Annotated in this window: 13 protein-coding genes; 2 read left to right on the top strand and 11 right to left on the bottom strand. The window is 39.8% G+C overall.

Annotation, left to right across the window (positions count from 1 at the left end):
• Positions 1-244: 244 nt before the first annotated feature.
• Both B5D30_RS05035 and B5D30_RS05030 read left to right on the top strand, forming a co-directional pair.
• Entirely contained in the window at positions 245-814 is a 570-nt protein-coding gene (locus tag B5D30_RS05035; protein ID WP_078806945.1) for a TetR/AcrR family transcriptional regulator, read from the top strand.
• A 20-nt stretch (positions 815-834) separates the two neighbouring features.
• The gene (locus B5D30_RS05030) at positions 835-1,167 is read left to right on the top strand and encodes a hypothetical protein (protein WP_078806944.1); all 333 of its coding nucleotides are present in this window, start codon (positions 835-837) and stop codon (positions 1,165-1,167) included.
• A gap of 233 nt (positions 1,168-1,400) precedes the next feature.
• Here the strand turns inward: B5D30_RS05030 and B5D30_RS05025 are convergent, their stop codons facing one another.
• The 11 genes from B5D30_RS05025 to scrK all read right to left on the bottom strand — a co-directional run bounded on the left by B5D30_RS05025 (position 1,401) and on the right by scrK (position 13,258).
• Complete coding sequence (locus B5D30_RS05025; protein WP_078806943.1) at positions 1,401-2,282, bottom strand: ROK family protein; 882 nt, start codon at positions 2,280-2,282, stop codon at positions 1,401-1,403.
• A 26-nt stretch (positions 2,283-2,308) separates the two neighbouring features.
• Positions 2,309-3,166 (bottom strand): ROK family protein, encoded by an 858-nt coding sequence (locus B5D30_RS05020; RefSeq protein WP_078806942.1) that lies wholly within the window; start codon positions 3,164-3,166, stop codon positions 2,309-2,311.
• The gene (locus B5D30_RS05015) at positions 3,167-4,543 is read right to left on the bottom strand and encodes a glycoside hydrolase family 1 protein (RefSeq protein WP_078806941.1); all 1,377 of its coding nucleotides are present in this window, start codon (positions 4,541-4,543) and stop codon (positions 3,167-3,169) included.
• Positions 4,544-4,580: 37 nt separating this feature from the next.
• Positions 4,581-6,365: an ABC transporter ATP-binding protein gene (locus B5D30_RS05010; protein WP_078806940.1), complete on the bottom strand. Its 1,785-nt coding sequence runs from the start codon at positions 6,363-6,365 to the stop codon at positions 4,581-4,583.
• On the bottom strand, positions 6,365-8,089 hold the full coding sequence (locus B5D30_RS05005; RefSeq protein ID WP_078806939.1) for an ABC transporter ATP-binding protein: 1,725 nt from the start codon (positions 8,087-8,089) through the stop codon (positions 6,365-6,367). The genes B5D30_RS05010 and B5D30_RS05005 overlap by 1 nt, the downstream gene beginning before the upstream one ends.
• Positions 8,090-8,175: 86 nt before the next feature.
• A complete protein-coding gene (locus tag B5D30_RS13520; RefSeq protein ID WP_159443213.1) occupies positions 8,176-8,331 on the bottom strand; it encodes a hypothetical protein in 156 nt (51 codons plus the stop codon).
• Entirely contained in the window at positions 8,288-8,494 is a 207-nt protein-coding gene (locus tag B5D30_RS13155) for a hypothetical protein (RefSeq protein ID WP_144399491.1), read from the bottom strand. The genes B5D30_RS13520 and B5D30_RS13155 overlap by 44 nt, the downstream gene beginning before the upstream one ends.
• Positions 8,495-8,717: 223 nt before the next feature.
• On the bottom strand, positions 8,718-9,962 hold the full coding sequence (locus B5D30_RS05000; RefSeq protein ID WP_078806938.1) for an alpha-L-fucosidase: 1,245 nt from the start codon (positions 9,960-9,962) through the stop codon (positions 8,718-8,720).
• A gap of 3 nt (positions 9,963-9,965) precedes the next feature.
• Positions 9,966-10,976: a family 20 glycosylhydrolase gene (locus tag B5D30_RS04995; protein WP_078806937.1), complete on the bottom strand. Its 1,011-nt coding sequence runs from the start codon at positions 10,974-10,976 to the stop codon at positions 9,966-9,968.
• Between the two features lie 15 nt (positions 10,977-10,991).
• Entirely contained in the window at positions 10,992-12,308 is a 1,317-nt protein-coding gene (locus B5D30_RS04990) for an alpha-L-fucosidase (RefSeq protein WP_078806936.1), read from the bottom strand.
• A 74-nt stretch (positions 12,309-12,382) separates the two neighbouring features.
• Positions 12,383-13,258 carry a fructokinase ScrK gene (gene scrK / locus B5D30_RS04985; RefSeq protein ID WP_078806935.1) on the bottom strand — a complete coding sequence of 292 codons (876 nt, stop codon included), beginning with the start codon at positions 13,256-13,258 and terminating at the stop codon, positions 12,383-12,385.
• Between the last annotated feature and the right edge of the window lie 193 nt (positions 13,259-13,451).

Genomic DNA, 13,451 nt, shown 5'->3' with positions numbered 1-13,451 from the left:
TCCATTTCTCACATATTATTTTAACATACTCACTTATTTAGATTAAATATTTGCTCTTAAAATTTTATTAAAAGGTAGGTATATTTTTATAATGTTTTTCGTAGATTTAATACAAATGTATCTAAGAAACAAATGACAAGCATAAAAAAACATGATAGAATATGAATAAATGAAAATGAAACGTCTACATAGGCAAATCATAAATCAGAGAATAACAAAATTTTCGGGTAATGGAGGGGAAAATATGGTACGAAAAAAAGTATACACACGAGAACAAATTTTAAAAGCTGCAACAGAAATTGTCGAAAAAGAAGGATTTTCAAATTTCACCGCACGAAGTATTGCAAAATACATGGGCATTTCAACGCAACCGATTTATCTTGAGTTCAAAAACATGGAAGAACTTCGTTTCACAGTTTTGGACGACTTGTTCACGTATCTTTTCGACGAAGTCTTTCCAAGAAAAATCACAGGTGACCCGCTGATTGACATTGCGTTAAACTGTATCAAATTTGCAAATGCCAATCCGCAACTTTTCCGTGCGTTGTATATTGAGGAAAACGGTGCAGGAAATTTACTTTTCGAGAAAAGTTTTTACCATTATCGTACCTATATCAAAAACCACCCACGAGGAAAAGGAATTGACGAGCAACACATTGATGCCTTACACATTCGCACATGGATTATCGTAGTAGGACTTGCAACACTAACAACGTCTGGCATTTACAAACCGACAAAAGGGGAACTAATTGACATGATGAATGATGTAATTAAAATTATCCTAGCAAACCCAAACCCCGTTTGCATTTCATAAGAAAAGCGAAGAGGGGCGGTTTGAAGTCTGCAACAGTGAGCCACAGCATTTACTTGCTGGAAACGCAGTTTCCAGTGCTGTTGCGAACAGTTGCCAGACTTCAGCCCCTCGTAGCTAGACAAAGAAAAGCAAAGAGGGGCGGTTTGGAGTTTGTCGCAGTGAGCCATGCCATTTACTTGCCTGAAGCAGGGCTTCAGGTGGCATTGCGAACAGCGACCAAACTCCTGCCACTCGCAGCTAGACAAAGAAAAGCGAAGTGGGGCGGTTTGAAGTCTGCAACAGTGAGCCGTGCCGTTTACTTGCTACTACACTTCGTTTCGCATACAGTCTTTCTAAGAATCAAAGATTCTTGAAAGACTAGCATCGAAACTAAAGTTTCGAGCGGCACTGCGAACAGCCACCAGACCTCAGCACTTCGCAGCTAGACAAAGAAAAGCAAAGAGGGGCGGTTTGAAGTCTGCAACAGTGAACCACAACATTTACTTGCTGGAAACGCAGTTTCCAGTGCTGTTGCGAACAGCCACCAGATTTCAGCACTCATAAAAACGCATGAACTCAAAAATAGGGTTCATGCGTTTTTACCTATTCAATCACAAAGATTTCCATATTCTGCCAAGAAATCACTCGCTGCACCGATTAAATTTGCATCATTTAAGAAATGACATTTGACAACTTTTGGTTTAAATGGAGCGATTGTTACTTTTTTCATGATTTCGTCCATTCGTTTGTCGATTTCTGGCAGGAGAAATTCTGCTTGGGAAATGCCGCCGCCTAACACGACTAGCTCAGGGTCAAAAGCGTATTGGAGATTGAAGATTCCTTTGGCTACATTTGAAAATAGCACTTCTGCTTCTTCTTGAGCAATAACGTCTCCTGAAAATGCACGCTCAAACACTTCTTTTCCTGAGAGGTTGGTTTTCATGCGTTTGTTGTAGCGACTTGCCATATTTACCGCTGTACCAAGTGAGGAGAACGTTTCGTTTTCACTCATGAGCATAAAGCCAAATTCTCCGCCAAATAAATGTTTTCCGTGGTGAATTTTTCCGTCAACAATCACGCTCCCTCCGACACCTGTACCAAGAACGATGAAAAGGACGTTTTGGTGATTTTTCGCCACACCATATTTAACCTCGGCCAAAGCAGCACAATTGGCATCATTTTCAATCGTCAATGGAAGAGCGAATTTGTCACTCAGCACGCTGTGAATATCAAAATCATGGATATATGGCAAGGCACTTGCTCCTTCAATGACACCATTTTCTTTATTGACTGCACCAGGAGAACTCATCGCCACACCAACAATGCCGTGAACTTTTTTCATTTCTTCGACTACTTCGCACAACTTTTCATAGTATTCTTCGAGTGTTTGCGGGGTCGGAAAACTTCCGTTTTCAAATAATTGTCCGTTTTGGAATACGGCATATTTAATACTTGTACCACCTACATCAATACAGGCTATTTTTTTCAATGTTCATTCCTCGTTTCTTTTTGCAATTATAAAAAATCACTGATTGCCCCAAGTAAATTGGCGTCGTTTTTGAATTGACAAACGTCAAGACGTGGTTTAAATGGTGCAATGGTGACCGTTTCCATGATACTCTCCATTCGTTTGTCAAGCTCTGATAGAAGAAATTTCGCTTGAGAAACCCCGCCGCCTAATACGATTAGCTCGGGATCAAACGCATATTGAAGATTAAATAACACTTTCGCAACGCTTGTGAAGAAAACATCACTTTCCTCAATAGCTACCTCATCTCCTTCAAACGCACGCTGAAATACTTCTTCCCCTGTCAAATGAGTGCTTTTCCGCATATTGTAACGTTTTGCCATGCCAATTGCTGTGCCTACTTCGTAAAAAGGTTGTCCATTTTCCATAAGGAAAAAACCAAATTCTCCGCCAAACAAATGCTGACCGTTTTGAAGTTTTCCGTCTAAAAACACCGTCCCGCCAACACCTGTGCCTAAAATCAAAAATAATACATTTTTCATTCCCTTCGCCACACCAAATTGCAGTTCACAAAGAGCGGCACAATTGGCATCATTTTCCATGGAAATAGGTAAACCGAGACGTTTTTCTAGTTCCTTGTGAAGATTGAACCCATGAAGATAAGGCAACACAGAAATTCCCTCAGCAAATCCTGTTTTTTTATTGACAACAGACGGCAAGCAAAGTCCAAGAGCAGCAATAGAATACTGCTCTTTCATTTTCTCTACGATTGTAGATAGACTTTGATAAAAACTTTCCAACGTGTCTGGTGTTGGCACATTTCCTTTTGCGACAAGTTGCTCACCCGTCCACACACCATATTTTATCGTTGTCCCACCAACGTCAATTGCTCCTATATGTTTCATTTAAAATCCATTCTTTTCTATTAATTTTTTGTACCAATGTCCGCTTTTTTTGATTGTTCGCTTGCAATCATTTTCAATATCCACTCGGTAAAAACCATAACGATTGCGGTAACCATTGAGCCAGCTCCAGCAATCTGCAAACGTCCACGTGTGATAACCAAAACAATTACTGCCGTCTTGAATCCCTTTGTGCAGTTGTTCTAAATGCTCTTTCATAAAATCAATGCGGTAATCATCTTGAATTTCACCATTTTCATCAGCAAAACGTTCTTCTTCGGCAACACCCATACCATTTTCTGAAACGTACCAAGGAATGTTGTGATATTTGTTTTTCATCATCATCGCCACATCATAAAGTGCCTCTGGATAAATTTCCCAGCCACGATACTCGTTCATTCGTTTCCCCGGCATATCATAGCCTGAGAAAAAGTCGTTTGGACGAATGGCAGGTGTATGCGTTTGAACAGGAGCTTTCACACGAAATGGTTGATAGTAATTCATTCCTAGAAAGTCAACCGTATTTTCTGCAATCAACTGCTTGTCACGCTCCTCCATTTGAGGTAATAAATTGTTTTCTTTTAACAATGATACCAGTTTTTCTGGAAATTTTCCAAGTGCAACAGGGTCTAAGAAACTAAAAATATACAGACTGTCCGCACATTCTTTCGCTTCAACGTCCTCTTTACTCTCACTTCTGGCGTAAGCTGGCGAAACGTTTAAAATAATCCCGATTTCTCCGTTTTTAATTGCTAATTTGCGAAATTCTTCTACTGCACGTGTATGTGCCATAAGCGTGTGGTAGCCTACTTGAACGGCAAGTTTGAAATCATTTTTCCTAGGATAATGAGCGTCTCCCAAATATCCACACTCGATATGCACCATTGGCTCGTTGAATGTCGACCATTTTTTCACAATGTCGCCGAATTGCTCGAAAGCTGTTTTCGCATAAAACGCAAATGCCTCCACTGCCTCACGCACTTCCCAGCCACCACGCTCCATTAGCCACCAAGGCATATCAAAATGGAACAAGTTGATGATTGGCTCCACACCGTTTTCTTTTAGTTCGGTAAAATAATCTCGATAAAACTTTACTGCTTTTTCATTTAAATTTTTGCCGTCTGGCAACAATCTCGCCCATGAAATCGACGTACGATACGAATTCATATTGATTGCTTTCATACGTTTGACTTCGTCTTTGTATTGGTGATAAACATCACTTGTCACTTGTGGACCTTGATTGCTATTGAAACGCTCTGGTTCCATTTCAAACCATTTGTCCCAAGTTGTTGCACTTTTCCCGTCGATTAGGGCAGCTCCTTCAGATTGTGGGGCACTCGTTGCCGCTCCCCATAAAAAATTTTTTGGAAATTGTTTCATGATTTTCTCCATTTCTGATTTGTACTTGTAGGCTACCCTACACTTTTTTCATAAACTCATACTGAGCTTGATAAAGTCGATAGTATTTTCCTTTTTGTTCCATTAATTGTTCGTGCGTACCTTTTTCTACTATTTTACCATTTTCTACATAGAAAATTTGATGACTATTTTTTATCGTTGATAGCCGGTGAGCTATCATAAACGAGGTGCGACCTTTGAGTAGATTTTTCAATCCTTGTTGCAGTGCCTCTTCCGTTTTCGTGTCAATACTTGACGTTGCCTCATCTAAAATCAAGATTCTAGGATTTGCGAGTAACACTCTTGCAAATGAAAGCAGTTGCCGCTGCCCTGCTGAAAGTGTACTCCCTCTTTCTTCGACAACCGTCTGATAACCATTTTTTAGCTCGGAAATAAAATCGTCTGCACAAACAGTTTTCGCCGCTTGATACACTTCTTCATCTGTCGCATCTAGTTTGCCGTAGCGAATATTTTCCATAATCGTTCCTGAAAAAACAAACGTGTCTTGGAGCATTACCCCCATTTGCGAACGCAAGGAGTGAAGTGTCGCCATGCGAACGTCTACATCATCAATTTTCACCGCTCCACTTGAGACATCATAAAATCTACTGAGCAAGTTAATAATCGTTGTTTTCCCTGCTCCCGTAGGCCCTACTAACGCAATACTTTGACCTTTTGGAATGTGAAATGTAACATCATCTAAAATATTTTTTCCGCCTTCTTCATAACGGAACTCCACGTGTTCAAATTTCACATCCCCCTCGATTTCACCAAAAGGTGTAGCACCAAGGTGTTCTTGAATTTCTGGCACAACGTCCATTGTCTCAAAAATACGCTCGATATAAGCTGTTGCTGTTACAAGTGAATTGTAAAAATTTCCGATATTGATTACTGGATTCCAGAAATTATTGATATAAGCTAAAAAGGCGATAAGTGTTCCTGTGGAAATATTTACACCGATATTTTTCAAACTTACAAAATAAATCAAGACAATTGTAATCACCGAAACATTTTGCACGCAAGGCCAAAGTGAAAACATTACTTTTACCGCACGCATCCATGTCCTCTTTGTGTCATTGCTCACTCTTTGAAACGTCTGATACGTTGAGTTTTCTTGCACAAACGATTGAGTCACCTTAATTCCTGTGATACTTTCATGGATATAGGCGTTCATGTTGGATTGTTTGTTGCCGAGTTCTTGAAACGCACGACGTTGTTTTCTCGTAATAAAAAGCGTAACCCCAAACAATACAGGCATAAATGCTAAACTATACAAGGTCAAGCGAACATCTAGTAAAAACATAAAAACGAGCGTTAATACAACATTTAAACAATCTGATAATAAATTGATAAAACCATTGCTCAATAAATCACTCAATGTGTTGATATAGTTGACGACACGAATGAGAATTTTTCCATGCGGACGATTGTCAAAATAAGAAAATGGCAATCGTTGCAAATGTGTAAAAATGCTCAATCGCATATCTTTTAAAATATCTTGCCCGACTTCTGTAATCGCACGAATCCGATACCTCATGCAAAAGGCACTAACAAACAGCGAGAGGAAATAAATGCCTCCGATGAAAAACAACAACCCTCTATTTTCTTGCGGTATCGCTTGGTCAATGGCGATTTTAGTGAAAAACGGTGCCAACATTCCTAAAAGATTAGCGAAAACAATCACAAGAAAAATAATCGTCATCTTTTTTCTATAAGGATAAAGAAATGTTCCCATTCGTTTATAATGTTCAAATTGAAAAGGGACTTCAAGTGTTTCATCCTCATCAAATTTATTTCTTGCCATTACACACCACCTACTTGTTTTTGATACATTTGGTAATAACGTCCTCGTTTTGCTAATAATTCTTCATGTGTCCCGCTTTCTGCGATACGCCCTTTTTCCAAAAATAAAATTTGGTCTGCTCGTTTAACCGAGGAAATTCTGTGTGAAATAATAAAAATAGTTTTTTTCCATTCCATTGCTGAAAGTTCCTCTTGAATTTTCATCTCTGTTTCCAAATCCACGGCGGAAGTCGTGTCATCTAATATGAGTATCGGACTTTCCTTGACCAATGCACGAGCAAGTGAAATCCTTTGCTTTTGACCGCCTGAAAGCCCCACGCCACGCTCACCTACAACCGTTTGATACCCTTCTGGCATTCGGCTAATAAACTGATGAGCCCCAGCAATGCGTGCATATTCTTCCATTTCTCTGTAATTCATATCTTCTCTTGCATAATTGATATTGGACTCAATCGTATCAGAAAATAAAAATACATCTTGCATGACCATTGAAATGTATTGCCTGAGCGATCGAACTGGATAGTCTTTGATATTTTTTCCGTCTATTAACACTCTTCCTTGGGTTGCATCATAAAACCTTGTTATCAAATGAACTAGTGTACTTTTCCCAGCACCAGTCTCGCCTAAAATCCCAATGGTTTCGCCACTTTTCGCTTTAAATGAAATATCCGTTAACACGTTGACTTCTGGTGTGTCGGCAAATGAAAAACTCACCTGAGCAAATTCGACATCTCCTGAGATATGTGGCATTGTCTCTTTGTGAATTGGAATACTTGACTGTGCGTTTAACAACTCTCGAATTTTTATCGTAGACGCATTAAAACGTTCAATATCATTTATCAGCCAGCCACTCATACGAAGAGGTCCGTTTAACATCCACAAAAAACCATTGAACATCACCAAATCTCCTAAGGTCATTTGATGATTGAGTACAAATAATCCCCCTACGACAAGTGTAATTCCTGTCAAGCTACTTGCCAGCAAATCAAGCCATGTCAAATATTTTCTTGAGACATCTGCTGAGGCGAGATTTTTTTCTTTATAATCTTCATTGTGCGAAATAAATTTTTGTATTTCATATTCTTCTCTTGCAAACGCACGAACGACACGGTTACCGCTAATATTTTCTTCGACCATAGAGTTCATGCGTGAGAAACTCTCACGTATTTGGAAAAAGACATTTTGAGCTTCTTTTGACATTTTCCGAGTCAAAAAGTAAATGAACGGTGTTACAAGTAATAAACAAAGCGTTAATTGCCAATGAATCGAAAACATCACCATTACTGCTACGATAAACCATAGAGCATTTTCAATTGTCGTATAACTCACCCACGAAAGAAAATGCCGAACTGCATCCGTATCCCCCGTCATGCGTGCCATAATATCGCCCACACGAGTGTGATTGAAAAAGTCAAAATCTAGCGACTGCATTTTTCGATACATTTCATTTCTCAAATCAAATAAAATATCTTGTCCAATTTTCTCAAATAAAACCTGATAACTATAACGAATAAACGAGCGAGTAATACTTGCGATGAGCATGATAAGAAGAAAAGGAAGTAATAAATTCACTTGCCCTAAACCAATGACTTCATCTACAATTTTCCCACTAAGCATTGGCTGAATGACAATGGTTGCGGCATTGATAAAAACCAATACTAAAGCAAAAAGGATAATGGATAAATATTTTTTCGCATATTGAGCTATCCAATGAATACTATTCATATTGCCTCCTTTGTCTAGCTATGAGGGGCTGAAGTCTGGTGCCTGTTCGCAGTGCCGCTCGAAACTTTCGTTTCGATGCTAGTCTTTCAAGAATCTTTGATTCTTAGAAAGACTGTATGCGAAACGAAGTGTAGCAGCAAGTAAACGGCACGGCTCACTGCCACAGACTTCAAAACGCCCCTCTCTGCTTTTCTTTGTCTAGCTACAAGGGGCTGAAGTCTGGCAACTGATCGCAACAGCACTGGAAACTTTCGTTTCCAGCAAGTAAATGCTGTGGCTCACTGTTGCAGACTTCAAAACGCCCCTCTCTGCTTTTCTTTGTCTAGCTACAAGGGGCAGGAGGTGGGACGTTGTTCGCAATGCCACCTGAAGATCTGCTTCAGGCAAGTAAATGGCATGGCTCACTACGTCAACCTCCTAAACGCCCCTCTCAGCTTTTCTTTGTCTAGCTACAAGGGGCTGAAGTCTGGTGGCTGTTCGCAGTGCCGCTCGAAACTTGTGTTTCGATGCTAGTCTTTCAAGAATCTTTGATTCTTAGAAAGACTGTATGCGAAACGAAGTGTAGCAGCAAGTAAACGGCACGGCTCACTGCCACAGACTTCAAACCGCCCCTCTCAGCTTTTCTTTGTTATACTTTATCCGCTTTTGCTACACGTACGACCCAGTTTACTCCGTAGCGGTAGCCTGTTGCGTCCATTGTGAGCAAACCTTTAGCGACATCTTGTGAGAAAGTTAATTTTTCTTCATTATCTAGCCAACGAAGATTTTTCAGTTCCTGTTTTACTTGGAGGAAACTGCGTGGATTGACGGCATCTCCTCGCAATACAACATTTTCATCTCCTATCACACGCAAATCGTGCATGAAGAAATATACGCTGTCACTTGTTTCCAAGGCAAAATCTTTTTCGTTTGACTTTGTGTAAATCTCACTTGTTTCCGTTTCGTAAAAACTTTCCCCAAACACTTCTAGCCATTGACCAATCATTTTCATATATTCTTGACAAATGACGGGAATTGCACCACTTGCAAGTGGAGAAATATTCAGCAAGAAATTCGTTCCCACTCGTCTAGCAAAACACATTAACTCGAGGATTTCTGGCAATGATTTGTAATCTAAATCTTGATGTGCCACACCCCAGTGATAATTGAGCGTTGTGCAAATTTCTCCTGCGATATATTTTTCATCTTTATTGACTTGCTTGACGGTCTCTGGTGTTCCTTTTTCAAAAGTTACCGCATCAACTTCTTGATGAACAATCGTTCCACGGTCATCCAATCCTGTGTTGTTGATAATCATTGCGTTTGGCTGGTATGAACGAATCATGCTGTACAACTCGTCTAGTTTCCAATCGCTATCCAAACGACTCCAGTTCCCGTCAAACCAAAATCCGCCAATGTCGCCATAATTTTTGCACAAAATTTCAACTGAATCTTTTAGATAGTCTAAAAAGCCATTGAAATCTTCTTCAAATAATTCACTGTGCCAGTCAAATGTTGCCATGTAGAAAAACGGCAAAATGTCTTCCTCACGACAAGCGTCAACAAACTCTTTGACCAAATCACGTTTAGCAGGGCTGTGCATGACGTCAAAGTCGCTAAACCCTTTTGTGTCGTAGAGATAAAAACCCTCGTGGTGCTTGGTGGTAAGCGTAATGTATTTTGCCCCCATTTTTTTGGCAAGGCGAACCAATTCTTTTGCCGAAAAATCTTCTGCTGAGAATTGCTCAATTAATTTTTCGTATTCTTCTTTTGGGATTTTATGAATACGCTCTGTCCATTCCCCTTGTGAAAGAATGGAATACAATCCCCAATGTACAAACAAACCCAAACCTAATTTTTCAAAATTTCTTACACGAATGTAATCTTTGTTCATTTTCTACCCCTCTACTTTCTCACGCATCACTTCCATAACAGGCGATATATCTGCTAAAATTTCTTGCGGTGTTTTTGCCTCTGGTTTATCTGACCAAATGGCTAAATAGGTGCCGACAAGTTGGTGTTTGTGTGCGTCTGGCACCATTTGCTCTCCGGAAAACTTGTACTCCTCCCAGCCCTCACGCACTTTTTCTGCTGTCGGATACGTGTAGCTTGAGTGTTCACCTAGAACATAATAGAGATAATTGTCATTGTAATTAAGCATTTTATAGCCTTTTTCTAGCCATGTATCCAGTGTCGCCATTGCCTCATCCCACTTTGTCCAATAGCAAATTTCAACATTTTTAGAAAGCTCTACTTTGCTTACGACATCACTTCTGAAAAATCCGTCATTCCATACACGTGGTGTTTTCCCTCGTTCATTCATAAAGTCAATCAGTTCATTCGTATAAGCAACATAACTCTCCAAACCACTTGCCACTTCTCCTACTAACGCTTGAGAGCTGCTGATCAAATCTGGAAATTCTTGGACTTTGCTAAACCAAATAAATTCATCTGCCCCAAGGTGAAAATGCGTACTGTTTGGGAACAATGTCAAAATTTCCTCCAAAATTGTAAACACCGCTTGTTTAGCCTCTGGATTGGTAATGTCAAGAGCCGTGTCGCTATGCTTTACTTCACCATTTTCATCTATTTGTTTCACACCCCATGTTGGATATTTCGCTAACATGGGTGTTAAATGCCCCGGTGTGTCAAATTCTGGCACAATGTCAATCCCTAATTTTTCAGCATAGGTGATGATTTCTCTCATTTCTTCTTTTGACAAATGGTCGTCTGAGGCAATTTCTGGGAAACTATCCAATTTCACTCGAAATCCTAAAAAATCAGAGAAATGCCATTGAAATGTATTGAACCCTTTTTCCTTAATTAAATCCAATAATGCAAGAATTTCTTCCTTTTTCCAATGTTTTCTGCCAGAGTCTAATAATACTCCTAGTTCTTTTTTGCTCATTTTTTGTTGTCCTCGTTATTTTTTATTTATTTTCAAGCCAACTGCTAATTTTTCGTCAAAATTTACAACGACTTGATTGTTTTCTATTTTTACGTTTTCCTTGGTACGAAGATTGAGGATTTCTCCTATTTCGTAGTGTTTTTGCAGTTTTTCTAATGATAGTGTTGCACTTTCTTTTTTGGCAAGTGCAAAAGCAAAGATTGCTTCTTCATTTTCTGTAAAATACCAATCTTCTTCTTGCGTAATCTTCGCCGCTCGGGTGTTATAAATTCCCTCACCAAATGTAGAGAGAAATTCTCCTAGTTTTTCCATAATGGCAACTGCCTCATCTGGAAGTGTCCCGTCTGGCTTTGGTCCTACCCCTAAAATGACATTGCCTCCCATGCTAATGATTTTCAAAATACTCGCAAGCAATTCATCAAATGGTTTGTAAATATCATTTGGCACGTACCCCCAGTTTTTCGCAAGTGGTAAATTACTCTCCCAAACCTTTTTCGGTGCAACATCTGGCACTTTTCGCTCAGGTGTCACATAGTTTTCAAATTCACCACCAATCGTGCGGTCAACGACAAGCATATCTGGTTGAGTTTTACGCAATTCGCCTACAATATCAGGCATATCAAGCATTTCTTCACGCATATTCACCCAGCCAGCATCTAGCCAGAGAATGTCAATATTGCCATAGTCACGACAAATTTCAAGCAATTGATTTTTTACAAATCGCTCAAATTTCGCCCACATTTCTGGATTTTTTTTCGGTGAATAGCTTGCTTGACGACCTTTGGCGTGTTCGTTTGGCACCCAATAATAAGGACAATGCCAATCTGCTTTAGAATAATACGCTCCTGTTCCTAAACCGGCTTTACGAAATGCCTTCATGACTTCGCCAAATGTATCTGCCTTAGGATTGTGACAGAAAGGCGACGGCTCATTTGTGATTTTATAGTCGCTTTCCTTTGTGTCGTACATATTGAATCCGTCATGATGTTTCGTTGAGAAAATTACATAGCGAAAACCTGCCTGTTTGCATTTTTCCGCCCAATCATCTGGGTCAAATTTGACTGGGTTGAATACTTTATTTAACCCCCAATAATCATTGCGTAATTGCTGTAAATCTTCTCGCCAAGGTTTCTTTCTTGCCCAATCGTCCTCCTCGGATAATTGCCAGCTTTCTACAATTCCAGCTTCTGCGTACAAACCCCAATGGAAAATAACCCCTATTTTTTGGTCTTGAAACCATTCGAGCTTTTCTTTTATATTGTCCGCCAGCTCGCCATACTCCTCATTTTCGGCATCTATACTTTCGACAATATCTTCTCTTATTTCACTCATCTAGCATACTCTCCTTCTTTTCCTTGTAGCCTTTATTGTAAAATGCTCTCTTGCACTTTTCTATATGTGTTTCTTTATTGTTTGTGTTTCTTTTCAATCGCTAATGCAAAGTTGCCAATCGTTGCACTGCCGTTATTTTCAATGCTTGGTAACACAAGATATTCCTCAATGTTATCTATTTCTACATAGTTGTTCAAAAGTGCCACAAATTGTTCTTTTATCTTTTCTAGCAAAGTTTGTGAAACAACACCACCACCGAAAATAATTTTCTCTGGTGCTAAATTGAGCGTTGCGTTGACTGCCGCTTGAGCGATATAGTAGCTTAAAATATCCCATACTTCATGTGTTGGATTTTCCTTTGCCAAAATTTCGCCACGAATCCCACTTCTCGCCTGTATAGTCGGGCCGCTCGCCACACCTTCAAGGCAATCTTTGTGAAACGGACACACACCAGAAAATGACAAATCATTCGCATGACGTTTGACGAAAATATGCCCCATTTCTGCATGAGATTTCCCTCCAATAAACACCCCATTTTGAATCGCACCGCCACCAATTCCTGTGCCAATCGTATAATAAACGAGACTTTTTACCTTTTTTTCTGATAAAACAAGCTCGCCATAGGCACTTGAGTTGACATCTGTCGTAAAACTACAAGGAATGTTCAGTGCTTGTTGAATACTCCCTAATATATCCGTATCACCCCAATATTTTTTTGGTGTCGTCGTAATATAACCATACTTTTCATGATTTTCCCGAATTTCAATCGGGCCAAAAGAGCCAATACCAATCGCCTCCACTTTGTGTTTCTGGAAAAACTCTATCACTTTTGCGAGTGTCTCCTCTGGCGTAGTCGTTGGAAATTGAGCTTGTTCAAGAATTTCCAAATTTTCATTTCCTACGGCACAAACAAATTTTGTCCCTCCTGCTTCGATACTACCTACAAGCATTTTCTCACCTCTCGATTTTTTGTCTAGCTGCGAAGTGCAGGAGTTTGGCAACTGTTCGCAACGTCGATCGAAACTTGCGTTTCGATTAAATAAACGACGTGGCTCACTGTTGCAACCCCCTTACCGCACTTCTACGCTTTTCTTTGTCTAGCTACGAAGTGCAGGAGTTTGGCAACTGTTCGCAACGTCGATC

The organism is Pilibacter termitis (assembly GCF_900167335.1).
In the GTDB taxonomy this organism is placed as follows: Bacteria; Bacillota; Bacilli; order Lactobacillales; family Streptococcaceae; genus Pilibacter; species Pilibacter termitis.
This window is presented reverse-complemented; position numbering and strand designations above follow the sequence as displayed.